The sequence below is a fragment of the Pseudomonas sp. UBA6562 genome (assembly GCF_002434265.1).
Classification (GTDB): domain Bacteria; phylum Pseudomonadota; class Gammaproteobacteria; order Pseudomonadales; family Pseudomonadaceae; genus Aquipseudomonas.
The window spans coordinates 44,143-68,760 of record NZ_DJJS01000008.1 but is presented as its reverse complement, the minus strand read 5'-3'; the positions used below and the strand labels follow the sequence as shown (position 1 = coordinate 68,760).

Below are 24,618 nucleotides of genomic sequence, written 5' to 3'. Positions count from 1 at the left end.
ATACCTGCGTCGTCCTCAATCGAAATGCTTCGTCCGTCAGGTTAATGGCGGCAATTATCCGGCGAGTATCGATCGTTTTTAATTTGCTGAAACAAGGAGGCCATGCGGAACGATCGGGCAGGGCGCCTGTCTGCTTGGTGGCTCTTAGCCATGAACCAGGATCGGTCCCATATTTAGGGCGCTTGAACCTTCCAGTCAACGGTTTTTGACGTATCAAAGTTCTGTCAGTTATCGATTCTCGCAGGCTATTTCTTGAATAATTTTCAATGTCCCGCCCTTTCACAGCCCGTCATTGAAAACATTAATGGCGAAATGATGGCGCTGTTTTCGATTTTTTGTGATGCTGCCTTTATGCGAACTGCGACCAGGCCAACGAGGGTGCAATGAACGGCGTACCCATCCCTTTCAACGAACAGCAGCGTCTGGCCAAGCTCGTCGGGCTGTGCGTGATGCACGACGACGCCCGCGGCGAGCTGCGGCCCTTGGTGGAACTGGCCAGCGCCTATTTCAAGGCGCCCATCTGCCTGGTCTCGATCGTCAGCGACCGCCAGCAGTGGTTCATGGCCAAAACCGGCCTGGCCGCCGACAGCACGGACCGCGACGTTTCGTTCTGCGCCCATACCATCGTGCACACGCAGCCGTTCGAAGTGCTCGACGCGTCGGTCGACCCGCGTTTCGCAGCCAACCCGCTGGTTACTGACGAGCCGGGTATCCGCTATTACTGCGGCGTACCGCTGATGGTCGAGCAGGCGTTCGCCATCGGCAGCTTCTGCATCATCGACACGGTCGCGCGCCCTGCCATGAACGCCACCGACCGGGCCATGCTGGCCAGCTTCGCCGAGTGCGCCATGCGTATCATCGACGGTATCCGCCAGCGTAATTTCCTCGACCACCCGACTGGGCTGCTCAACCGCATCAAGCTCGAATGCGACGTCAAGGACCGCCTGGCGCGGCGCGAGCGCTTCAGCCTGATGGCCTTCGACGTGATCCAGGCGTCGACGCTCAATGAAGTGGTCAAGGCCCTGGGGTACAACTTCGCCCATGACCTGACCTTGCAGATCAAGGAACGCCTGGTTCGCCAAGTCGATCCTGACCTGCAGCTGTACCGTATCAGCCCCACGCGTTTCGGCACCTTGGTGCCCGCCCAGTACGACGTCGAGGCCCTGGCTGCGCGCATGGTCAAGACGTTGCAAGAACCCATCGAGTGCCACGGCATACCGGTGCCCTTGGACGTGGGGGTTGGGGTCGGCCACATCGGCGAAAGTGAAGGCGATGGCGACGGCGCCGACCTGGAGTGGCTGCGCCGCGTAGTAGCCGCCGCCGACGCCGCGCGGCGCAACCCCACGCGCTATGCGGGCTACCAGCCGGAAGCCGACGCTGCGCAGCGGCGTGCCTTCATCCTGTTGTCGTCGTTGAGCACGGCGCTGCTGGGCGACGATCAGTTGCAGCTGCACCTGCAGCCGCGTATCGATCTGCTCAGCGGTGCCTGTTGCTCGGCCGAGGCGCTGTTGCGCTGGCAGCACCCCGAACTCGGCGCCATTTCGCCGGCCGAATTCATTCCTCTGGTGGAAAAGACCGCCTTGATGCCATTGCTCAGCCATTGGGTGATGAACGAGGTGCTTGCGATCCTGCGGCGCACGCGCGGCCAGGATTTCAGCGTGAGCATGAACGTCAGCGCCGGCGATCTGGAAAGCCCCGCCTTCATGGATGCGTTGCTGGCCGGCCTTGAACGTCATGGGTTGAGCAGCACGCGGGTGCAGTTGGAGTTCACCGAAAGCCTGTTGGTGGAGCACCTCGAAATGGTCCAGCAGCAACTGGCGCGCGCGCGCGCGGCCAACATCGACATTGCCATCGACGATTTCGGTACCGGCTACAGCAATTGGGCCTACCTCAGCCGCATCCCGGCTTCGGTGGTCAAGCTCGACCGTTCGCTGATCCAACAGTCGGCGGCCTGCTCGCGCGAACGCATCCTGGTTAGAACCATCGTCGAGCTGTCGATCGAGCTGGGATACCGCGTGACCGCCGAAGGCGTCGAAACGCTCGAACAGTTGTCCCATGTGCGCGCGTTGGGCTGTCACGAAGCGCAGGGTTTCCTGATCGCCCGGCCCATGCCCAGCGCAGCGTTCGAAGCCTGGCTGCACACGGCCGGCGCGGCACGGGCCCTTGCCTGAAGCCGCCGCCACCTTCCCTTCAATCCACAGTAGGTCTTGATCATGTTCAACCGGCATCTGAAAGCTACGTTGGCCGAGCGCGAAGCCGATCTTGCGCGCGCCGTGCAGCTGCTGAGCCTGATGGACCAGGCCGGTATCGTCGTCAGGCTGGATGCCGATAACCGCGTCATCGAATGCAACGCCGCCTTCACCCAGGCTCTGGGCTATCCCGACGCGCAGGTCCTCGGCCAGAAGCTGTCCCAGCTGGTGCCTGGCTACGTATCCAGGCTGCCGTGCTTCCATGCCTATGCCAAAGCCATCGCGGCGGGCGTCCCGGTGCGTGACGACTACCGCTTCCTGCGTGCCAACGGCAGCCTGGCCTGGTTGCGCCTGACCTGGCACCCGGTGCGCGATGCGCAGGGTGCCCTGCAGCAGATCGTCGGCTATGGCTGCGACGTGTCTACCGAAGTCAGTCTGGCGCGGGAAAACCAGGCGTTGCTCGATGCGTTGCTGCGTTCGACCGCGACCATCCAGTTCAATCTCAATGGCACGGTGCTGGGGGCCAACGAGCAGTTCCTCGCCAGCATGGGCTATAGCCTCAATCAAGTCGTGGGCGAACATCACCGCATGTTCTGCGAACCCGAATACGCGGCAAGCCCCGCCTATGCCGAATTCTGGCGCACCCTCAACGCCGGGCAGTACGTCAACGGACGCTTCAAGCGCCTGGACAGCCGTGGCCGCGAGGTATGGCTGGAAGCCAGCTACAACCCGGTCAACGATGCCGAAGGCAACCTGGTGCGTGTGGTCAAGTTCGCCTCGGTGGTGACCGACCAGGTGCAGCGGGAGAACGAGGTCAGACGCGCCGCACAGATGGCCCTGGAGGTGTCCAACCGCACCGATGTCAGCGCCAGCGAAGGCGCGTCGGTCGTGGATCAAGCGGTATCGACCATGCAGAGCGTGTCGCAGCAGATGCAGTCGGCCGCCGTCACCATCGAAGCGCTGGGCAAGCAGTCGGTGGTGATCAGTTCGATCGTACAGACCATCGGCGGCATCGCTTCGCAAACCAACCTGCTGGCGCTCAACGCCGCCATCGAGGCGGCGCGTGCGGGCGACCAGGGCCGTGGTTTCGCCGTGGTGGCCGATGAAGTGCGGCAACTGGCGGCGCGTACCAGCAAGGCCACCGAAGAGATCGTTGGCGTGGTTGCGCAGAACCAGACCCTGGCCAGCCAGGCGATCGTGGAGATCGAGAACAGCCAGAGCAGCGCTGCGCTCGGTTTGTCGTTCGCGTCCCAGGCCGGGACTTCGATCAGCGACATCAAGGAGGGGGCCAGACGTGTGGTGCAGGCGATCAGTCAGGTGAATCAGGACCTGTCCTGAGGCACGGGGTAAAGTGTGGCCACGAAACGAGCACGCGCGGCCATCGAGCCCATAGGGTTCGACCACCTGCGCGGCATCGAGCGTCGACATCCCGTCCGGCCTCAACTGGCAGCGCTTGGGCGACCCTGATACAGACTTACCGGAGCCATCCATGACCCAATACCGCGGACTCTTGCTGGAAGACACTGGCCAGCCTGCCAGCGAAGAGGCCATCGCCTCGCTGGAGGCCCAGCTGGGCGCACGCTTGCCTGACGACTATCGCGCGTTCCTGCGCAGCATCAACGGCGCCGAACTCGACTACGACGTGATCGTAACCCTGGCCAGCGGTGAGCGCGATGTCCTGAGCTTTACGCTGTACGGCCTCGATGCGCAGAGCGAATGGGGCGCCAACCCGTTCGAACTTGAGCAGTTGCGCGAAACCGACGGCTTTCCATCAAGCGGGCTGTTGCCCATCGGTCGCGACGGTGGCGCCAGCGTGCTGCTGTTGGACCTGCGCGAAGGCCGTCAGCAGGTGGCGGCCATGGTCGCCGGGCTGCCGGCCTGGACCGGGCGGCGCCAGCAGGGCGACGAGTACGTGGTGCTGGCCGAATCGTTCGACGCCTATCTGGCGCTGCTGCACCTATCGGACGCGACCGTGGCCGACCATATCGAGCGTTTCATGGTCACTCCCGACAGCATCGCCGCCACCCTCGAATGGTTCGACAGTGGCAGCCCGGGATGGCGCGAACGTTTCCGTGAGCAGTGGAACGCGCGCATCGCCCAAGCGCCGATCTGAGGCGCGGCTCAGAACCAGCGGTCGTTGCGCTTGCGGCCGCGGGTCAGGGCGGGAAGGATCAGGCCGGCCAGCAGCCCGGCGCCGGCGATGCTGCCGCCATAGACCATGTAGCGCATCATCACCTGTTTGTTTTCATCGCCCAGACGTGCCTGGGTGTCTCTGAGGGCCGATTGGCTTTCGTCGAGCTGTTCGCTGAGGGTGGTATTGCGCGCTTGCAGCTCATCGACCAGCGATTTGCGCGAATCGAGCGTTTCCTGCATGCCTTGCACGCGGTTCTTCCAACTGTCGTCGATGGTCTTGAGCTGGCCGGAGAGTTCGTTGACCTGGGCTTCGAGCTGCGGCACGCGCTCGTTCTGGCCGGGCACGGCTTGCAGGTCGCTGGTGAGAATCCATACCTGGTCGCCATTTTCGCCACGTACCTGGCTGTAGTTGCCTTGGGTGCTCAACAGTGTGACTTTCTGTCCGGATTTGAGGTTGCCGACGATGCGATGACCGTCCGTGGGGCCGCTGCGTACATAGGTGGTCAGGCTGTCGCTGACCCAACGGGCATCGTTGGCCTGGGTCTCGGCGTGGGCCGGCGCGGCAAGCACGACCAGGGCGGCGAACAGGCTACCGCGCAGGACGGCAAGGGCGGGGAGGGCAAGGCGGGAATCAGGCATGTCGATCTTCGCTGGAACGGGACGAATGAAGGCCCCATGCAGCGGGCCGTGATTCGGTCGGGTGGGTTGACCGTCAGCCAAAGACCATTTTTATAGCGGCAGGTTCACCAATGGGTGTAGGAAAACACGGCGGATGTTGGAGCAGCCGAGCGGCCGCTCCAACTCGATTCAGCTCACCACTTGATAGCACGGCACGTACGCAGCGCCGCCCGGCAACTTCATCCGGTGTTGGTCGACGAACGCCTGCAACAAGCGCCCCAGCGGGTCGAGCACGGCGCTGTCGCCGCGGATCTGGTACGGCCCGTGTCGCTCGATCAGGCGGATGCCGTTGTCCTTGACGTTGCCCGCGACGATCCCGGAAAAGGCACGGCGCAGGTTGGCGGCCAGCTGGTGGGGCGGCAGGTCGCGGCGCAGGCTGAGGTTGGCCATGTTCTCGTGGGTCGGGTCGAACGGGTGCTGGAAGCCCTCGTCGATTTTGAGCAACCAGTTGAAATGGAAGGCGTCGTTGCGCTCGCGGCGGAACTGCTTGACCGCTTTGAGCCCTTCGACCATGTGCCGCGCCACGGCGGCTGGGTCGTCGATGATGATCTGATAATGCTGCTGCGCCTGCTCGCCCAAGGTGGCACCTACGAAGGCGTGCAGCTGCATGAGGAAGGCTTCGGCGCTACGCGGGCCGGTCAGCACGACCGGGAAGGGCAGCGAGGCGTTGTCCGGGTGCATGAGAATGCCCAGCAGGTAGAGGAATTCCTCTGCCGTGCCAGCGCCGCCGGGGAAGATGATGATGCCGTGGCCTACGCGCACGAAGGCTTCCAGGCGTTTTTCGATGTCGGGCAGGATCACCAGTTCGTTGACGATCGGGTTGGGCGCTTCGGCGGCGATGATGCCCGGCTCGGTCAGGCCCAGGTAGCGGCTGCCGGCCATGCGCTGCTTGGCGTGGGCGATGGTCGCGCCCTTCATCGGGCCTTTCATCACGCCAGGGCCGCAGCCGGTACAGATGTCGAGCTTGCGCAGGCCCAGTTCGTGGCCGACCTTCTTGGTGTACTGGTACTCCTCGCTGCTGATCGAATGCCCGCCCCAGCACACCACCATCTTCGGCTCCACGCCAGGGCGCAGGGTGCGGGCGTTGCGCAACAGGTGGAAGACGTAATCGGTGATGCCCTGGGAGCTTTCCAGGTCGATCCGCTGGCTGGCCAGCTCGCTCTCGGTGTAGACGATGTCGCGCAGGGCGCTGAACAGCATTTCGCGGGTGCTGGCGATCATTTCGCCGTCGACGAAGGCGTCGGCCGGCGCGTTCAGCAGCTCCAGGCGCACGCCGCGGTCCTGCTGGTGGATGCGCACTTCGAAGTCGCGGTAGGCCTCAAGGATGGTCTTGGCGTTGTCGACGTGGGCGCCTGTGTTGAGGATGGCCAGGGCGCACTGGCGGAACAGGGTGTAGAGGGTGCCGGAACCGGCTTCGCTGAGTTGCTGAACTTCACGTTGCGACAGCGTCTCCAGGCTGCCTTTGGGGCTGACGGAGGCGTTGATGACGTTGCGTGTGGGCATTGGGTCTTTCCTGTGCAGGTAGAACATCCTTCTCTGTCGCCACCATACCGACAAAACCGAGCGGCAACGAGGGGGCAGGCGAAAAGCCTGCGGTGCCCGACCCAGACACCCCGGGCCGGGCGCATCGGTGCTTCACTGCGCCGACAGGTGCTCGTAGAGGATAGTCGCGCCGATCAGCATCAGCACCACGCCGCCGAGGATTTCCGCACGCTTGCCCACCAGGGTGCCGAGCACCCGGCCGAGCATCACCCCGAGCGTGACCATGACCAGCGTCGCACAGCCGATGGCAGCGGCCGCTACCAGGATGTTGACATCGATGAAGGCCAGGCCGATGCCCACGGCCAGCGCGTCGATGCTGGTGGCGAACGCAGTCAGGGCGAGCATCGTGAAGCCGTGCTGGGTGGGCTTTTCCGCTTCCTCGTGGTCGGCCTGCAAGCCGTTGTAGATCATGTGCAGGCCCAAGAGCAGCAAGAGGGTGAAGGCGATCCAATGGTCCCAGGCTTGCACGTAACCGCTGGCAGCCTGGCCGATGGCCCAGCCGATCAAGGGCGTGATGCCTTCGATGACGCCGAAGATCAAGCCGGTGCGCAGCGCTTCGCTCAGGCGCGGGCGGTGCAGGGTGGCGCCTTTGCCGATGGCCGCCGCGAACGCGTCGGTCGACATGGCCAGGGCCAGGAAGAAGAGGGAAATGGGATTCACGGTCAGGATCCGGTCGGGCTATGAGTCAACGACGCGACCACACGCCCGACCTTAGGCATGGATGCGTCGTTGGTCTCGCCAATCCGAAGATGTCCACGCCACGGCGGCTGCCGAGAATGTTGACGTGAACGCGCTGTGCCCAAGGCCGCCAGCGCAGGCTACTCCCCAACGAGGGCGGGCATTATGCCCGTTGCTTTTGCGAAACGGAATGCTTGTGTCGCGATGGTTCGCCTTCGCGACTCACCGGCAATGGGCCGCTGCGAATGCCGGCAGGGCCGCGCGCGCCATCCAGCCACGGGCCCATAGGCCGCGCCTGGCACGGGGCCATTGGCCACGCCTGGAAGGTACCGAGGGTAGCCCCACCCACAAACGGTCCGGCTGGCAATCGTGGACAGCTGCCTTATGCTGTGGCCCATCCCTTCCAAGGAGTCGCCCATGTCCTGGTCCGCCAGCCAATACGTTCGTTTCGAAGACCAACGCACGCGCCCGGTGCGCGATCTGCTCGCGGCCGTGGCGCCGCGCCCCGTGCGCCATGCCACGGACCTCGGCTGCGGGCCGGGCAATTCCACCGAGGTGCTGTTGCAGCGCTGCCCCGACAGCCAGGTGACTGCCCTGGACAGCGACCAGGACATGCTCGGCCAAGCCCGCCAGCGGCCGCGCCTGAACGTGCCGCGGGTTCGTTTCGAGCAGGCCGACATCGCCCAATGGAGCGCTGCGCAGCCACAAGATCTGATTCTGGCCAACGCCTCCTTGCAGTGGGTGCCCACACACGAAACGCTTTACCCGCACTTGGTCGCGCAACTCAGCGAGGGCGGCAGCCTGGCCGTGCAAACGCCCGACAACCTCGACGAACCCGCGCACCGCCGGCTGCGCGAAGTCGCCGGCAGTGGCGAATGGGCCGCTACGTTCGCCGACTTCAGCCTGCCGCCGCGCCACGCCGCGCCGTTCTACTTCGAGCTGCTGGCGCCGCTGTGCGAGCGGGTCGACGTGTGGCGCACCACTTACCACCACCCCCTGGCCGGCGGTGTCGACGCGGTGGTCGAGTGGTTCAAGGGCTCGGCGTTGCGGCCCTACCTGGCGCGCCTCGACCCAGCCGGGCAAACGGCGTTCCTGGCCCAGTACCGCGAGGCCTTGCGCGCGGACTATCCGGGCACCGACGATGCCCAGGTGCTGCTGGCCTTTCCGAGGGTGTTCGTGGTCGCTACGCGCTAAAGCACGTGGCGGCAGGGTGCGCGGAGTTGTCGACACTTGGCCGAGGGCGTATAAACTGCACCCCACCTTGGCCGGTCGCTTCCTGAATCGGCCAGCGAAACATAGAGAGTCGTCATGGGCGCACAGTGGAAAGCCAAACATAAAGAAGCCGCGGCCAACGCCAAAGGCAAGGTCATGGGCAAATTGGCCAAGGAGATCCAGATCGCCGCCAAGTCGGGTGCCGATCCGGACATGAACCCGCGCCTGCGCCTGGCCGTGGAGCAGGCCAAGAAGGCCTCGATGACCCGCGAGACACTGGAGCGCGCCATCCGCAAGGGTGCCGGGCTGGACGGCGACACCGTGCAGTACACCGCCGTCACCTACGAAGGCTTCGCGCCGCACCAAGTGCCGCTGATCGTCGAATGCCTGACCGACAACGTCAACCGTACCGTCGCCGAGATCCGCGTGGCCTTCCGCAAGGGCCAACTGGGTGCCAGCGGCTCGGTGTCATGGGACTTCAACCACGTCGGTCTGATCGAAGCCACCCCCGAAGGCGATGCCGACCCGGAAATGGCCGCCATCGAAGCCGGCGCACAGGATTTCGAAGAAGGCGAAGAGCCGGGTTCGACGCTGTTCATCACCGACACGGGCGATCTTGGCGCCGTGCAGAAAACCCTGCCCGAGCACGGTTTCACCGTGACCTCGGCCAAGATCGGCTACACCCCGAAGAACCCGGTCAAGGCCAGCAGCCTGAGTGCCGAGGCCCTGGCCGAAGTGGAAGCCTTCCTCGAAGCCATCGACCATCACGACGACGTCCAGAACGTCTACGTCGGCCTTACCGAGTGACCGAGCGCGCCGGGGCCCGTGCGTGGCCCCGGCGACCCTGAACCGCAGTTGGCGCTCGCTCGCATCCCATGACAGCTCCGAGCGCTTTTCCGCGTTCACGTCCCCTTCAACCCCTCCAGGATATATGTCCGCCTGGCAGGTGCTCTGCAAGCTCGCTCCCATACCGTCCAGGCCCTGCCCATGAACGCCGCGTTCGCCGCCCTCAGCCTCGTCCACCTGCGCACCCTCGACTGCCTCCTGCACCTGAAGAACCTCAGCCACGCCGCCCAACGCCTGGGTTGCAGCCAATCGGCGTTGAGCCGGCAACTGGCGCACCTGCGTCAAGCGTTCGACGACCCGCTTCTGGTACGCCAGGGTCGCGGTTACGTGCTCAGCGAGCGAGCCGAACAGTTGCGCGCGCCTCTGCAGGACGTGCTGCACTCGCTCAGCGCCTTGCCGCAACCGGCCGCGTTCGACCCCGCGCGCTGCACCCGACGCTTTTGCCTGGCCGCCTCGGACTACGTGGCCGAGCACATGCTGCCGTTGCTGGTGGCCGCGCTGGAGCGCGAAGCGCCAGGCGTGTGCTTGGGTTTTCGCACTTGGCAGGCGGGCGACTACCCTTTGCTGGCCAACGGTGAGATAGACCTGGCCACCACGCTGTTCGACGACTCGCCGCCCAACCTGCATGGCCGGGTGCTGGGCGAGGACCGCGTGGTCTGTCTGATGCACCAGGACCATCCCCTGGCCGCCGCCGAGCGCTTGGGCCAGGCCGATTACCTGACCTACGGTCACGTGCGCATCTGCGCCGGTGGCGACAAGGACAGCTTCGTCGACCGCCACCTACGCGCTCAGGGCCTGCAGCGCCGCATCGCCCTGGATGTGCCGTTTTTCACCGCCACCGTGCAGGTGGTGGCCAGCACCCATTACCTGGCCACGTTGCCCGAACACATCGCGCGCCAGTTGTGCCTGCGCCACCCGCTGACCTGGCGTGCACTGGATTTCGTCGAGCACACGCAACGCTACTGGGTGGTGTGGCACCAACGCTGGCAGGGCTCGCCCGAACACCGTTGGTTGCGCGAACGGGTCTTTGCGTTGTGGCGCCAATCGCAGTTCAGCGTGCAAGGCAGCTCACCGCTTTCGCCATAGCAGCTATGCGCCCGGCGCGGTGCTGGGGGCACCGTTACCGGCCTACACTGGCGCATCGTTTGATCGTGCCCAGGAGCCCGCCGCATGACCCCCGAACAATTTCGCCAGTACGGCCACCAGCTCATCGACCTGATCGCCGACTACCGACAGACCGTGGCCGAACGACCGGTCATGGCCCAGGTCGAACCCGGCTACCTGAAAGCGGCGTTGCCCGAGGCTGCCCCGCAGCAAGGCGAGCCTTTCGAAGCCGTGCTCGAAGACGTCCAGCGCTTGCTGATGCCGGGGCTGTCCCACTGGCAGCATCCGCAGTTCTACGGCTATTTCCCGTCCAACGGCACGCTGTCGTCGGTGCTGGGCGACTTTCTCAGCACAGGCCTGGGCGTGCTCGGTCTGTCCTGGCAATCGAGCCCGGCGCTCAGCGAGCTGGAAGAAACCACGCTCGACTGGGTGCGCCAGGCGCTGGGCCTGTCAGGGCAGTGGAGCGGGGTGATCCAGGACACCGCATCGACCAGCACCCTGGTGGCCTTGATCTGCGCCCGCGAACGCAGCAGCGGCTATGCCCTGACCGCAGGCGGCCTGCAAGCCCAGGCCAAGCCGCTGATCGTCTACGTCAGCGCCCAGGCCCACAGCTCGGTGGACAAGGCCGCCCTGTTGGCAGGCTTTGGCCGCGACAACATCCGCCTGATTCCCACCGACGCCCACTACGCCTTGCGCCCCGAGGCTTTGCAGGCGGCCATCGAGCGAGACCTGGCCGACGGCCTGCAACCTTGCGCCGTCGTCGCCACCACCGGCACCACGGCCACCACCGCCCTCGACCCGTTGGACGCCATCGGCGCCATCGCCCAGGCCCATGGACTGTGGCTGCACGTCGATGCCGCCATGGCCGGCTCGGCGATGATCCTGCCGGAATGCCGCTGGATGTGGCAGGGCATCGAGCGCGCCGACTCGCTGGTGGTCAACGCGCACAAGTGGCTGGGCGTGGCCTTCGACTGCTCGCTGTACTACGTGCGTGACCCGCAGCACCTGATTCGGGTGATGAGCACCAACCCCAGCTATCTGCAATCGAGCGTCGACGGTCAGGTGAAGAACCTGCGCGACTGGGGCATTCCGTTGGGTCGCCGCTTCCGCGCGTTGAAACTGTGGTTCATGTTGCGCAGCGAAGGGCTGGACGCTTTGCAGCAGCGGCTGCGGCGGGATCTGGACAATGCCCGCTGGCTGGCGGCACAGGTCGAAGCCGAAGCGGATTGGCAGCTGTTGGCGCCCGTGCACTTGCAGACGCTGTGCCTGCGCCATTGCCCGCCAGGGCTCGATGGCGACGCGCTGCAAGCCCATACCCAGGCCTGGGCCGCGCGGCTCAACGCCAGCGGCTCGGCCTACGTGACCCCGGCGCAGTTGCAAGGGCAATGGATGGTGCGGGTCTCGATCGGCGCGTTGCCTACCGAACGCGCTCATGTGGAGGGGCTGTGGGAGGCGCTGCGTGAGGCGGTCAGGGGCTGAAGCCCCTTCTTTGGGTCGAAGGCGGGGTGGGGCCTGGTCGGCTATGGGTGGTAGCAGGCTATCGACCTCCTAGAGCGGCTCTATTAGAACTGTCTCAAAGCTCGTCTACGCTCTTTCGAGGGGTTGCCCGGCCTGGTCGGGCGCCGCTTGGAGTCGCCAGTGTCCGGCGACTCTGCCGACCCAACACCACATCGCGCACTTTTGACGCGGCCGACCTTTGCAGGCGCAACGCGCAACCGTGACCAGACCCGAGCCGTAGGGAGATAGCCATGTCCACCGAATCGAAATGCCCGTTCCACCACACCGCAGGCAGCGGCACCAGCAACCGCGACTGGTGGCCCGACCAACTGAACCTCGCCGTGCTGCACCAGCACTCTGCGCAGTCCAACCCGTTGCAGCCCGATTTCGACTATGCCAGTGCCTTCCGCCAACTGGATTTCCAGGCGCTCAAGGCTGACCTGCACGCCCTGATGACCGACTCCCAGCCCTGGTGGCCCGCCGATTTCGGCCACTATGGCCCACTGTTCGTGCGCATGGCCTGGCACAGCGCCGGCACTTACCGCATCGCCGACGGCCGTGGCGGCGCGGGCTCGGGCCAGCAGCGTTTCGCGCCGCTCAACAGTTGGCCCGACAACGTCAGCCTCGACAAGGCCCGGCGCCTGCTCTGGCCGATCAAGCAGAAATATGGGCAAAGCATCTCCTGGGCCGACCTGATCGTGTTGACCGGTAACGTCGCGCTGGAGTCGATGGGCTTCGAGACCTTCGGCTTTTCCGGTGGCCGGCCCGATGTGTGGGAACCCGATCAGGACGTGTACTGGGGCTCGGAAAAGGTCTGGCTCGGCGGCGATACCCGCTACGGCAAAGCGCAAACTCCGGGCCAGGGCGACCTGGTGGCCGAGCCCGAGAAGCACGGCGAAGAACAAAGCCGCGACCTGAGCCAGGACCGCAACCTGGAAAACCCTTTGGCTGCGGTGCAAATGGGCCTGATCTACGTCAACCCGGAAGGCCCGGATGGTCACCCCGACCCGGTCGCTTCCGGCCGTGACATCCGCGAAACCTTCGGCCGCATGGCCATGAACGACGAAGAGACCGTGGCCCTGATCGCCGGCGGCCATGCCTTCGGCAAGACCCACGGTGCCGCGCCAGCCGACAACGTCGGCGCCGAGCCGGAAGCGGCCGGTCTGGAGGCCCAGGGCCTGGGCTGGCACAACCGCTACCGCAGCGGTGTCGGCCCCGACGCCATCACCAGCGGCCTGGAAGTCACCTGGACCTCCACCCCGACGCGCTGGAGCAACGAATACCTGGAAAACCTCTTTAACTTCGAGTGGGAGCTGTTCAAGAGCCCGGCTGGTGCGCACCAGTGGCGGCCCACCCAGGGGCAGGGCGCAGGGCAGGTGCCGGACGCCTTCGATGCCGGCAAACGTCATGCGCCGTCGATGCTCACCTCCGACCTGGCGCTGCGTTTCGACCCGATCTACGAACCCATCGCACGCCGTTTCAAGGAGCACCCGGAGCAGTTGGCCGACGCCTTCGCCCGCGCCTGGTACAAGTTGATCCACCGCGACATGGGCCCGCTGTCGCGCTACCTCGGCCCGGAACTGCCGCAGGAAGAGCTGCTGTGGCAAGACCCGCTGCCCAAAGCGCCGGCACCGTTGTCGAACGCAGACATCGACGCGCTCAAACGGCGCTTGCTCGCGTCCGGCTTGAGTGTGGGCGAACTGGTATCCACCGCTTGGGCTTCGGCATCGACCTTCCGTGGTTCTGACAAGCGTGGTGGCGCCAACGGGGCGCGCATTCGTCTGGCGCCGCAGAAAGACTGGGCGGTGAACCAGCCCGAGCAATTGCGCAAGGTACTGGCCGTGCTGGAACAGGTGCAGGCCCAATGCCAGGCCGAGGGTAGGGACGTTTCCCTGGCCGACCTCATCGTGCTGGGCGGCACCGCTGCGGTGGAGCAGGCGGCCAAGGCGGCCGGGCATCCGGTGCAGGTGGCGTTCCACGGCGGCCGCAGCGATGCGTCGCAAGAACAGACCGACGTCGAGTCGTTCGCCGTGATGGAGCCGCTGCATGACGGCTTCCGTAACTTCACCAAGGCGCGTTACAGCGTCGGTGCCGAACGGCTGCTGCTCGACCGCGCGCAACTGCTGACCCTGACCGCGCCGGAGCTGACCGTGCTGATCGGTGGCTTGCGCGTGTTGGGCGTCAACCATGGCGGCAACACCCAAGGGGTGTTTACCGATCGGGTCGGGGTGCTCAGCAACGACTTCTTCCGCCATTTGCTGGACATGGGCGTGGAGTGGAAGCCGACTTCTTCGGACAACGATGCCTTCGAAGGGCGCGACCGCAAGACCGGACAAGCGCGCTGGACCGGTAGCCGGGTCGATCTGGTGTTCGGTTCCCATGCGCAATTGCGGGCGCTGGCCGAGGTGTATGGCAGCAGTGACGGCGAGGCGCGGTTCGTCCGGGACTTTGCGGCGGCGTGGGTGAAGGTGATGGAGTTGGACAGGTTCGATCTGGACCGTGCGGTATAGCCAGGAGACTCTGATGCGGAACATGTCAGCCAGCTAAGCCGAAACAGTGTTACTTGGGGCTGCTTTGCAACCCATCGCGGCTAATCGGAGCGCCGAACCGGCCGCTCCTACAGGGTTTCGCTTCTTCTGTTGGAGCGGCCGGTTCGGCGCTCCGATTAGCCGCGATGGGCCGCTGAGCGGCCCGGATTGCTTGACTGAGGGCAGCGGGCCTGTTTCTGCACGCCCTCCGGCTTCGACGTCAGCGGAGGGTCGCGGGTTAGGGCGCTGTCATTGCACAGCGCCCTCGAGCGCATGCTGTAGCTGTTCGATCATCTGAGCGATATGCGTCTCGCTCAACACGATGCCTTGGTCGGTGTCGATCAGTTGTCCAGCCGCGACCCGCGCCTTGAACCAGTCCTCCACGAAACCTGGTGCGTAGCCTCCGGTGCTGAACCCTTTCCCGCCGAACGCGACCATCCCCGAATAGATGTCGAGGTACTGCTGTCGGCGCTCCACCCGGTGGCGGTGCTGATACACCCAGAACTGCACGTCGTACAGCAGGTAGGACAACGGGTCGGCGTGCAGGGCGAAGCAGCGTTTTTCTTCGAGCAGCCGCAGGCTGATCGCACGCACGGCCTCGCCAATGCGCGGAAACGGCGCGAAGTCCGCCAGCAAGGGCGCCAGCATCGGCGAAAACTCGCCTTCGGTAACCCGATACAGGTCGTCCTCGAACATTTCCTCGGAATTGTCATACACCTCTTCGTTGACCAGCCCGCGTACGAACGTCTCGAAGTCCTTGGCCAGCACGGTGATCTGGTAGTCGCCTTCCTGGTCGACGTGCACCACCTGGGGTTCGCCTTCGGGGCCGCAGGCACGGTAGTCGAGGGCGACCATGTCGTGCCCGGCGCTCGGAGTGTCGCAGATGTACACGCCGATGTCCGGATAGCCCCATTCCTCGATCATGAAGCGGCTGCCGAACTCGCCGCACAGCGAGTACATCTTCTGCCTCCCGATGCTTAGAAAACCGCTGATGGCGGCATGGTCACCGGCCCATGAGGTCGACTCTTCGGTGGGGAAGCAGGTGTTGCGCGGTAGGCCGCCGTTGTGCCTGCGCATGAACGCGACGTAGGACGCCGGCAAACGGTAGCCCAGTTCGGCTTCGACTTCTGCGACGCAGGCGTCGCTGGGCGGGACGTCGGTATATTCCTTGCGGGCGTAGTCGCAATCGTCCCAGAAGGTGTCCAGGTCGAGGTCGTGGGGAAAACCGCTCATGCCGAGGCCACCTGTGCGAGAAGGGGCCGGGGGACAGTGACGGGTGCGGTGCTGTTCATGGCTGCGTCCTTTGTGCAAACGATGATCGTCGTGGCCCGTCAGACTCATGGGCAATGGGGAAGTTCGTCGCCCAAGGCGTGCCTTGCAAGCAAAACGAGTCGAGGCGCAGCCATCGGTATTTAGTTTGGGCCAGCCACGTTCCAGGCCCTACACTGGCACCTATCCATCGACTACCGCAGCAGCGCATCGGCCGCTGCCAGCCAGGAGGTTGCCTTTTCGTGACGCTCGATTCCCCGCTCGCTCGCCTGCCCGGCATCGCCATCACCCCCGACGCCATCGAAGTCCTGGCGGACGCCGCCAGCTATCGCCGTGCCTTGTTCGACCTGATCGAAGGCGCGACCCGGCGCATCGTTCTGGTCGCGCTGTATCTGCAAGAGGACGAAGCCGGCCAGGAGGTGCTCGATGCGCTGTACCGGGCCAAGGCCGCGCGCCCTGAGCTGGACATCACCGTGGTGGTCGACCTGTTCCGCGCCCAACGCGGCTTGCTCGGCGCCGGCAAGCAACCCGGCAACGCGGCCTGGTACCAGGCGCAGCGCCGCCTGCAGGGCCTGGACGTGGCGATCCACGGAGTACCGGTGCAAACCCGCGAGCTGTTCGGCGTGCTGCACCTCAAGGGCAGCGTGATCGACGACTGCGTGCTCTATACCGGCGCCAGCTTCAACAACGTCTACCTGCACCGTTTCGACCGCTACCGCCTGGACCGCTACCACCTGCTGCGCAGCCCTGCACTGGCCGACAGCATGGTGCAGGTGGTGCGCCAGATCATCGACGGTGACGCCACGCCGCGTCTCGACCAGCCCGATGTGCCCGACAGCCGCAGCCTGCGCGGCAAGATCCGGCGTTTGCGCGAGCGCATGCGGCAGTTGCAGTACCGGGTCGCGTTGCCCGTCAGCGAAGGCCTGCGCGTCGTGCCGCTGCTCGGCATCGGTCGCGGCAACGCCCTCAACTATACGCTCTGCGCCCTGGTCCGCGCCGCCCGGGGCGAACTGGTAGTGTGCACGCCGTACTTCAACCCGCCGCGCATGCTGATGCGCGAGATTCGCCTGGCGCTCGCCCGTGGCGTACAAGTCGAACTGATCGTCGGCCACCGCACCGCCAACGATTTCTACGTCGCGCCCGAAGAGCCCTTCAGCGCCAGCGCTGCGCTGCCCTATCTCTACGAAGACAACCTGCGCGCCTTCGCCCGCCGTCAGCACCGCGCGTTGGAGCGTGGCCAGTTGCACATACGCATGTGGAACGACCCGGGCCACACCTTCCACGCCAAGGGCCTATGGGTGGATCAGCGCTACAGCCTGTTGACCGGCAACAATTTCAACCCGCGCGGCTTCAACCTCGACCTGGAAAACGCCTTGCTCATCGACGACCCCGACGGCGAGTGGCTGGCGCCACGGCAGGCCGAGCTCGACGGCATCCGCCGACATACCGAGCAGGTCGACCACGCCAGCGACCTGGGCGAGAAGGGCGACCATCCGAAGAAGGTCCGCACCTTCCTGCGCCGCCTGCGCTACACCCGCTTGGAGCCGTTGATCAAGCGGATGCTGTAGACGCGCCGGGCTCGAGCGCTCACGACGACTGGCGCTGGCCGTCCGACCCTGGCGGCGCCTCGTCCTGCGCCGCCACCCGTTGGCACAGCTCGATGATCTGCTCGCGCATCCAGCGGTTGGCCGGGTCCTGGTCGGTGCTTTCGTGCCAGTACAGGTGGGTCTCCAGCGGCGCCACGTCGATCGGCAAGGGCAGGTAGCGCAGCTGGTGGCGGCGGGCGAAGCGTTCGGGCACGGTCATCACCAGGTCGGACTGTTGCAGCACCTGACAGGCCATCAGGTAATGCTGCGAGCGCAGCACTACCTTGCGCTGCACGCCCATCCGGCCTAGCGCGAGGTCCACATAGCCCAAGCCGTTGCGCCGGCTGGAAATGTGGATGTGCGCCATGCTCAAGTAGCTTTCGAGGGTCAGGCGGGTGTCGGCCAGCGGGTGGCCCTGGCGCAGGGCGCAGACGAAGCGGTCTTGCAGCAGCTTGACGTGGCGCACCTGGGGGTCGGTGTTGAGCGGCGCGTCCACGGCGAAGTCCAGGCGGCCGGCGGCCAGTTCCTTGGTGGTTTCGCGACGCTTGCTGGGAAAGCTGTCGATGGTCACCCCAGGCGCCAGCCGGCGCAGGCGCTGGAACAGGGGCGGCAGGATCACCGCTTCGATCAGGTCGGTCATGCTGATGCGGAAGGTCTTGCTCGCTTCCAAAGGGTTGAACAGCCGGCTTTCCTGCACCGACACCCGCAGCAGCGTCAGCGCATTGCGCACCGGGCCGATGATGTTTTGCGCCATGGGCGTGGGCACCATGCCCTGAGCGGTGCGCACGAACAGCGGATCGTTGAAGGTCTCGCGCAGGCGCGACAGGGCGTTGGACACCGCCGGTTGGGTAATGCCGACGATCTGCCCGGCGCGGGTCAGGTTGGCTTCGGTGTAGATCGCATCGAAAACGATGAACAGGTTGAGATCGACCTTGCTGAGGCTCATGCGCGCTGCTCGCTGACGGACATTGCGACCGATCGTATAACGCTTATGAATGTTAATACACGTAAAAAATACACTGGATGGATCGGCTCCCTCTGGCCTAGGCTCTGCGCTCACCCCGCCGATCATCAGGAAAGCGTGCCCATGGATTTTGCCTACACGCCCAAGGTGCAAGCCCTGCGCGAACGCGTCACCGCCTTCATGGACGAGCATGTCTATCCCGCCGAAGCGGTGTTCGCCCGGCAAGTGGCCGAAGGCGACCGCTGGCAGCCCACCGCCATCGTCGAAACCCTCAAGCGCCAGGCGCAGGCCGCCGGCCTGTGGAACCTGTTCCTGCCCGAATCGGAGCTGGGCGCAGGGCTGAGCAACCTCGAATACGCGCCGCTGGCCGAGATCATGGGCCGCTCGCTGCTCGGCCCCGAACCCTTCAACTGCTCGGCGCCCGACACCGGCAACATGGAGGTGCTGGTGCGCTACGGCACGGCCGAGCAGAAACGCCGCTGGCTCGAACCCCTGCTCAGGGGCGAGATCCGTTCGGCGTTCGCCATGACCGAACCGGACGTGGCGTCCTCCGACGCCACCAACATGGCTGCCACCGCCATGCTTGAGGACGAGCAATGGGTGATCAACGGCCGCAAATGGTGGACCTCCGGCGCCTGCGACCCGCGCTGCAAGGTGCTGATCTTCATGGGTCTGAGCGACCCCCAGGCGCCGCGCCACCAGCAGCACTCGATGATCCTCGTGCCCACCGACACACCGGGGCTGCAGATCGTGCGGCCCTTGCCGGTATTCGGGTACGACGATGCGCCCCATGGCCACGCCGAAGTGACCTTCGACGAGGTGCGCGTGCCGGTGGAAAACGTCATTCTCGGCCCCGGTCGCGGCTTCGAGATCGCCCAGGGGCGGCTCGGCCCAGGTCGCATCCACCATTGCATGCGTTCGGTGGGCATGGCCGAACGCGCGCTGGAGCTGATGTGCCGCCGCGCCACCAGCCGCCACGCCTTCGGTAAACCTCTGGCGCAATTGGGCGGCAACTTCGACAAGATCGCCGAGTCGCGCATGCAGATCGAAATGGCCCGGCTGCTGACGCTCAAGGCCGCACACATGATGGACAGCGTCGGCAACAAGGTCGCGCGCAGCGAGATCGCCCAGATCAAGGTAGTGGCGCCCAATGTGGCGTTGCAGGTGATCGACCGGGCCATCCAGCTGCATGGCGGGGCAGGGGTCAGCGACGATTTTCCCTTGGCCTACATGTACGCCATGCAACGCACCTTGCGGCTGGCCGATGGGCCGGACGAAGTGCACCGCGCGGCCATCGCCAAGTATGAGTTGAGCCGCTACGAACCGGCGCGGCCGTGAAGGGGGCGCTCGCCGGGTAGGCGAGCAGGCCTTTCACACCTCCATCAGTTCCCTGACCCGCGCCACCAGCGCTTCCACCGCGAACGGCTTGGTCAGAATCGACATGCCCGGCTCCAGCTGGCCATTGCCGATCGCCGCGCTCTCGGCATAGCCGGTGATGAACAGGGTCTTGAGGTGAGGACGCAGCACCCGTCCGGCGTCGGCCAGTTGCCGGCCGTTGAGCCCGCCCGGCAGGCCGACGTCGGTGATCAGCAGGTCGATGACCGTGTTGGAGCGCAGCACCGTCAGCCCCGCGACGCTGTCGGCCGCATCGATCACGGTGTAGCCCAGGTCGTTGAGCACGTCGTCGAGCAACAGGCGTACGGTCGGCTCGTCGTCGACGATCAATACGGTCTTGCCCGCCTGGTTGCGCACGGCGCTGGTGGTGCTCGGTTCGCTGCGTTGTTCGACGGTGTCGCCTTGCGAACGGGGCAGGTAGATGGTCACCGTGGTGCCCTTGCCCAGCTCCGAGAAGATCCGCGCCTGGCCGCCGGACTGTTTGGCGAAGCCATAGATCATCGACAGCCCCAGCCCCGTGCCCTGGCCGATCGGCTTGGTGGTGAAGAACGGGTCGAAGGCCTTGGCCAGCACTTCCGGAGGCATCCCCGTACCGGTGTCGGTGACGCTCAGCGACAGGTATTGCCCAGTGGGCACGTCGAGCACCTTGGCCGCGTCCACGCCGATCCAGCGGTTGGCCGTTTCGATGACGATGCGCCCGCCTTCGGGCATGGCGTCGCGGGCGTTGATGCACAGGTTGAGCAGGGCGTTTTCCAACTGGCTGGCATCGGCGCGGGCGCGCCATTTGCCGCCGACCGAGAACGTCTCGATGACGATGCTCGGGCCGACGCTGCGCTGGATCAGGTCGCTCAGCCCCTCGATCAGCTTGACCACGTCGATCGGCTGCGGGTCGAGGGTCTGGCGCCGCGAGAAGGCCAGCAAACGGTGGGTCAGACCGGCAGCACGCTTGGCCGCACCTTGGGCGGCGGCCATGTATTTGTCGATGTCGTTGAGGCGGTTCTGCGACAGGCGCAGTTTCATCAGCTCCAGCGAACCGGAAATCCCGGCCAGCAAGTTGTTGAAGTCATGGGCCAAGCCGCCGGTGAGTTGGCCGACCGCTTCCATCTTCTGCGATTGGCGCAGCTTCTCCTCGGATTGCACCAGCTCCAGGGTGCGCTCGGCCACCCGCTGTTCCAAGGTCTCGGTGAGGTGGCGCAGCGCGTTCAAGGCGTGGTCGCGCTGCTCACGGACGGCGCGGCGCTCGCCGACGTCGATCAGCACGCCGGGGAAGTCCATGGGCGTGCCGTCGGCAGCGTGGTCGACGCGGCCGTTGGCTTCGATCCAGTAGTAGTTGCCGTCGACGCGCTTGACCCGGTACTGGTGCGCATAGGCGCCGCCGCGTTGGCAGGCCTCGTCGATGGCGGCAATCAATCCGTTGCGGTCTTCGGGGTGTACGGTGGCGACGACTTGCTCCAGGCTCAGGCCTACTCGACCCAAGGCCGGATCCAGGCCGAACGAGATGGCGAAGGCTTCGTCCACCGTGAAGCGGTCGTGTACCAAGTCCCAGTGCCAGGTGCCGATGATGGCTCCGGCTGCCAGGGCCAACTGCACGCGCTCGACGTTCTCCCGGGCCAGTTGCTCGCTGACGCGCAAGCGGTCCTGGGCGTTGCGCCGCTCGGTGACATCGTTGAAGAAGACGCCGATCTGCCGTTCCTCAGGCTCCCCGACACGCACCGCGCGCACGTCGAACCAGCGGGAAAACGACTCGGCGTAGTTCTCGAACTGGATCGACTCGCCGGTCTTGGCCACGTGTCCGTAGGTCTGGAACCAGAAGGGCTCGAGATCGGGCGCGTATTCGGTCACCCACTTGCCCTGCAGGTTCACCCCCGATTGGCGCTCGAACGCCGGGTTGACTTCGAGGAAGCGGTAGTCGATGGGCTGGTCGTCGCCGTCGAACTTCACTTCGACGATGGCGAAGGCGGTATCGATGATCTCGAGCATGGTCAGGAAGCGTTCTTCGCTCTTGCGCAGCGCAGCTTCCGCCGAGCGCATGCGGGTCAGGTCGAGCATGGCGCCGATCATGCGCACGGCGTTGCCGTGCAGATCGCGGCTGACATAGCCACGGTCGAGCACTTCGGCGTAGGAGCCGTCGGCTCTTTGGAAACGATAGCCATCGCTCCAGGTGGTGCCGACCCCGTCGATCACCGCACGTATCGAGGTGTAGACACGGTCGCGGTCTTCGGGATGGATGTGCGCGACCCACCACTGGTAGCCCATTTGACCGTGATCGAGGGTATGGCCGTAGGCCTCGTACAGCGCGTCGTTCCACTGCACCTGGCCGCTGGCCATGTCCCAGTCCCAGATGGCATCGTTGGTCGCTTTGGCCACTAGACGGTGACGTTCCTGGGCTTCGAGGATGCTGCGTCCGGCCAGATGCTCGTGGGTACGATCGCGCAGGATCTTCATGAAGCCCAGGTGTTCGCCGCGCTCGCCGTGCAGCGGCATCAACTCGCCTGAGGCCCAGAACTGCGTGCCGTCCTCGCGCACGTGCCAGCGCTCGTCGGACACCCGACCATCGCGCAGGGCCAGGCGCATTTCCTCGGATGGGCGACCGCTGGCGCAGTCTTCGTCGGTGAAGAAGCGCTCGACGCTTTCGCCGCACATTCGCTCGGCGCTCCAGCCCATGATATGGGTCGCGCCGATGTTCCAATCGGTAATCAGGCCATGGTGGTCGCTAAGCACGATGGCGAAGTCCACGGCGCTTTCGAACACTGCCCAGTGCCGCGCGGCCGTGCGTGCGCGCCGCGCCTGTTCGGCGATGGCTGCGTCGGTAGTGGGGTCGGTGCGGTCCGGGTCGATGCCGGCGGCTTCGAGCAGACCGCGCAAGCGCAGCACTTCGGCGTGTAGGCGCGGCTCGGGATCGCACGCGGTGGAGGGCGATGGGTATTGGGCGGTCATGTTCTCGGGTCACGCTGGCAGCGGAGAGGATGCAATGGGTATGGCTTGGACCGGCAAGTGCATGCAGGGGTTGCATGAAGGGTGGCCACGGACCTAATGCCAGTCAGTTAAGCCGCAATAGTGCTCATTAGGGCTGCTTTGCAGCCCATCGCGGCTTGTTGGAGCGCCGAACCGGCCGCTCCAACGAGCAGGCGCAATCCTGTTGGGGCGGCCTTAGCCGCGATGGGCCGCTGAGCGGCCCCAATCGCTTAACTGACAAACATTAGGCCGAGGGCACATTTTTCTGCATGGCTGCGGTCGCCGGTCGGCGCTCAGTATGCCCTATTCGCAGGGGTATTACCGCAGGGTGGCTGGGTTGCCACAGGGTTGGCCATCGCTGAAGTCATGGCGACCAGTCGGGTGATCCATCTGGCGAATGGTACGCGACGGATGCAAGAAGTTACCGACTGTAGGCTGCTGCGCGCCTTGCAAGGTGCAAGTGGATTGCCATGGCTGTAAGAATTTATTACAGTTGAGAACCATTTTCATTGATGAGCTTCGCGATGGCCGCCCATTCGAGCTTTCCACACGCGCGTCTCGATGCTCGCCAGAAGCTGCTTCATCAGCTGTTTGGTGACCATCACGGGTGGCTCCTGGGCCGCTTACGGGCGCGTTTGGGATGCGCCTGCGACGCTGCGGACATGGCCTCGGAAACCTTCGTACACGTGGTGGCATTGCACGACCCTCAGGCGATTCGCGAACCCCGTGCGCTGTTGACCACGATCGCCAAACGCTTGATGTACGCCAGTTGGCGCCGCCGCGACCTGGAGCGTGCCTACCTGGAAGCCTTGGCCGGCGGGCCTGAACAATTCGCCCCGTCGGCAGAAGAGCAGATGCTGGCCATCGAAACGCTGATCGAAATCGACCGCTTGTTGCAGGGGTTGTCCTCGCGCGCCCGCGCGGCCTTCCTGTACAGCCAGCTCGATGGCCTGACCTACGCTGAAATCGCACGCGAACTGGGTGTCTCCGCGCCGCGGGTTCATCAGTACGTGGCTCAAGGGTTGCGCTGTTGCTTGGAAGCGTGCTCATGAGCTCCGCGCTCTCGAAGACCCTGTTGGAGGCCATCGACTGGATGGCTGCCCAGCGCTCCGGCAGCTTCGAGGCGCATCAGCAACTGGCGTTCGAGCACTGGTTGGCGGCGGACCTTCAGCACCAGGAGGCCTGGAACCTTCTGCAACGCAAGGTGCAGGCTACCTTTGCCGGTGTCGATGGGGTGTCGGGGCGCATGCTGATCCAAGAGCGGCCGGTGCGCCGCCGCGCCTTGCTGCGTGGTGCGCTGGGGCTGGGCGCACTGGCCGCCGGCAGTTACTGTCTGACGCAGCCTGGCTGGCAGTTCGCCGGGTGGCGTGCTGACCTGAGCACCGGTACCGCCCAGCGCCAACGGCTGTCCTTGCCCGACGGATCCTCGCTGACGCTCAATGCCAGGAGCGCGGTGAATCTGGACTTCGACAGTGCGAGGCGCGATATCGAGTTGCTCGAGGGCGGCGTAATCGTCGAGGTGCGCGCCAGCGGGCGCGATGCATTACGGCTGCGTTGCGGCCTGGGCATGGCGAGCATGGCCGAAGGGCGCTGCGTGATGATGCGTTTCGCGGAGCAGACCCAGGTATGGGCACAGCGTGGCGAGCTGCTCGTAACGCACCTCAATGGCGCCAGTCTGCTGCTCGCACAAGGACAGGGCGTGCGCCTGACGGCCAACGGGATCGATCCGCTGGACATTTGCGCAAGCAGTGCGGCGGCCTGGTCGCAGGGCATGCTCCAAGCGCACGAGCTGCGCCTGGAGGCTGTCATCCAAGCGCTGCGACCCTATCGCCGCGGCGTGCTTACGGCCAGCCCCGAGGCTGGGCGGTTGAAGATATCCGGCGTGTTCAGCCTCGAGCGAAGCGACGATGCCCTGGCCGCAATCGCCGAGCTCCTGCCACTACGGGTCGAACGCGTGCTGGGGCTGTGGACCCGCGTGACCCTGGCTTGAGGCGCTGGAAAAAGATATTCGCCGGCCCTTAATTTTTCGTTGGCTCATCGCA

18 protein-coding genes, 1 pseudogene and 1 riboswitch are annotated in these 24,618 nt (G+C 65.3%); of the genes and pseudogenes, 13 read left to right on the top strand and 6 right to left on the bottom strand.

Annotation, left to right across the window (positions count from 1 at the left end; genetic code table 11):
* Positions 1-383: 383 nt before the first annotated feature.
* The 4 genes and pseudogenes from B4M43_RS16100 (at position 384) to B4M43_RS16090 (ending at position 4,302) form a co-directional block, all read left to right on the top strand.
* A complete protein-coding gene (locus B4M43_RS16100; RefSeq protein WP_296268474.1) occupies positions 384-2,171 on the top strand; it encodes an EAL domain-containing protein in 1,788 nt (595 codons plus the stop codon).
* Between the two features lie 42 nt (positions 2,172-2,213).
* Positions 2,214-2,990 (top strand): annotated as a pseudogene (locus tag B4M43_RS21220) (PAS domain-containing protein); the annotation flags it as partial.
* 30 nt (positions 2,991-3,020) lie between these two features.
* Entirely contained in the window at positions 3,021-3,527 is a 507-nt protein-coding gene (locus tag B4M43_RS21215) for a methyl-accepting chemotaxis protein (protein ID WP_414707873.1), read from the top strand.
* A 151-nt stretch (positions 3,528-3,678) separates the two neighbouring features.
* Entirely contained in the window at positions 3,679-4,302 is a 624-nt protein-coding gene (locus B4M43_RS16090; RefSeq protein WP_296268472.1) for an SMI1/KNR4 family protein, read from the top strand.
* Positions 4,303-4,310: 8 nt separating this feature from the next.
* Here the strand turns inward: B4M43_RS16090 and B4M43_RS16085 are convergent, their stop codons facing one another.
* From B4M43_RS16085 to mntP, 3 genes are all read right to left on the bottom strand, one after another.
* Positions 4,311-4,961 carry a TIGR04211 family SH3 domain-containing protein gene (locus tag B4M43_RS16085; protein ID WP_296268471.1) on the bottom strand — a complete coding sequence of 217 codons (651 nt, stop codon included), beginning with the start codon at positions 4,959-4,961 and terminating at the stop codon, positions 4,311-4,313.
* Between the two features lie 168 nt (positions 4,962-5,129).
* Positions 5,130-6,503: a nucleotide 5'-monophosphate nucleosidase PpnN gene (ppnN, locus tag B4M43_RS16080; protein WP_296268470.1), complete on the bottom strand. Its 1,374-nt coding sequence runs from the start codon at positions 6,501-6,503 to the stop codon at positions 5,130-5,132.
* Between the two features lie 132 nt (positions 6,504-6,635).
* A complete protein-coding gene (gene mntP / locus B4M43_RS16075; RefSeq protein WP_296268469.1) occupies positions 6,636-7,202 on the bottom strand; it encodes a manganese efflux pump MntP in 567 nt (188 codons plus the stop codon).
* Between the two features lie 6 nt (positions 7,203-7,208).
* Positions 7,209-7,381, bottom strand: a riboswitch (yybP-ykoY riboswitch).
* 256 nt (positions 7,382-7,637) lie between these two features.
* Here mntP and tam point away from each other — a divergent pair.
* The 5 genes from tam to katG all read left to right on the top strand — a co-directional run bounded on the left by tam (position 7,638) and on the right by katG (position 14,389).
* A complete protein-coding gene (gene tam / locus B4M43_RS16070) occupies positions 7,638-8,414 on the top strand; it encodes a trans-aconitate 2-methyltransferase (protein WP_296268468.1) in 777 nt (258 codons plus the stop codon).
* 114 nt (positions 8,415-8,528) lie between these two features.
* The gene (locus B4M43_RS16065) at positions 8,529-9,239 is read left to right on the top strand and encodes a YebC/PmpR family DNA-binding transcriptional regulator (protein WP_296268467.1); all 711 of its coding nucleotides are present in this window, start codon (positions 8,529-8,531) and stop codon (positions 9,237-9,239) included.
* A gap of 180 nt (positions 9,240-9,419) precedes the next feature.
* Positions 9,420-10,364, top strand: coding sequence for a LysR family transcriptional regulator (locus tag B4M43_RS16060; RefSeq protein ID WP_296268466.1), 945 nt, complete (start codon positions 9,420-9,422; stop codon positions 10,362-10,364).
* Positions 10,365-10,448: 84 nt separating this feature from the next.
* Positions 10,449-11,861 (top strand): DOPA decarboxylase, encoded by a 1,413-nt coding sequence (locus B4M43_RS16055; RefSeq protein ID WP_296268465.1) that lies wholly within the window; start codon positions 10,449-10,451, stop codon positions 11,859-11,861.
* 269 nt (positions 11,862-12,130) lie between these two features.
* A complete protein-coding gene (gene katG, locus B4M43_RS16050; RefSeq protein WP_296268464.1) occupies positions 12,131-14,389 on the top strand; it encodes a catalase/peroxidase HPI in 2,259 nt (752 codons plus the stop codon).
* A 267-nt stretch (positions 14,390-14,656) separates the two neighbouring features.
* Here katG and B4M43_RS16045 read toward each other — a convergent pair whose 3' ends face one another.
* Positions 14,657-15,640, bottom strand: coding sequence for an SMI1/KNR4 family protein (locus B4M43_RS16045; protein WP_296268463.1), 984 nt, complete (start codon positions 15,638-15,640; stop codon positions 14,657-14,659).
* Positions 15,641-15,918: 278 nt separating this feature from the next.
* Here B4M43_RS16045 and pssA point away from each other — a divergent pair, with 278 nt between their 5' ends.
* On the top strand, positions 15,919-17,244 hold the full coding sequence (gene pssA / locus B4M43_RS16040; protein WP_296268462.1) for a CDP-diacylglycerol--serine O-phosphatidyltransferase: 1,326 nt from the start codon (positions 15,919-15,921) through the stop codon (positions 17,242-17,244).
* 19 nt (positions 17,245-17,263) lie between these two features.
* Here the strand turns inward: pssA and B4M43_RS16035 are convergent, their stop codons facing one another.
* Positions 17,264-18,208, bottom strand: a complete 945-nt coding sequence (locus tag B4M43_RS16035; protein ID WP_296268461.1) for a LysR family transcriptional regulator — start codon at positions 18,206-18,208, stop codon at positions 17,264-17,266.
* Between the two features lie 141 nt (positions 18,209-18,349).
* Between B4M43_RS16035 and B4M43_RS16030 the strand changes: the two genes are divergently transcribed.
* Entirely contained in the window at positions 18,350-19,564 is a 1,215-nt protein-coding gene (locus B4M43_RS16030) for an acyl-CoA dehydrogenase family protein (RefSeq protein ID WP_296268460.1), read from the top strand.
* A gap of 33 nt (positions 19,565-19,597) precedes the next feature.
* Here B4M43_RS16030 and B4M43_RS16025 read toward each other — a convergent pair whose 3' ends face one another.
* Entirely contained in the window at positions 19,598-22,492 is a 2,895-nt protein-coding gene (locus tag B4M43_RS16025; RefSeq protein WP_414707872.1) for a hybrid sensor histidine kinase/response regulator, read from the bottom strand.
* A 671-nt stretch (positions 22,493-23,163) separates the two neighbouring features.
* Here B4M43_RS16025 and B4M43_RS16020 point away from each other — a divergent pair.
* Both B4M43_RS16020 and B4M43_RS16015 read left to right on the top strand, forming a co-directional pair.
* Positions 23,164-23,628 (top strand): sigma-70 family RNA polymerase sigma factor, encoded by a 465-nt coding sequence (locus B4M43_RS16020; RefSeq protein WP_296269012.1) that lies wholly within the window; start codon positions 23,164-23,166, stop codon positions 23,626-23,628.
* Positions 23,625-24,566: a FecR family protein gene (locus B4M43_RS16015; protein WP_296268458.1), complete on the top strand. Its 942-nt coding sequence runs from the start codon at positions 23,625-23,627 to the stop codon at positions 24,564-24,566. Before B4M43_RS16020 ends, B4M43_RS16015 begins: the two co-directional genes overlap by 4 nt.
* Positions 24,567-24,618 lie beyond the last annotated feature (52 nt).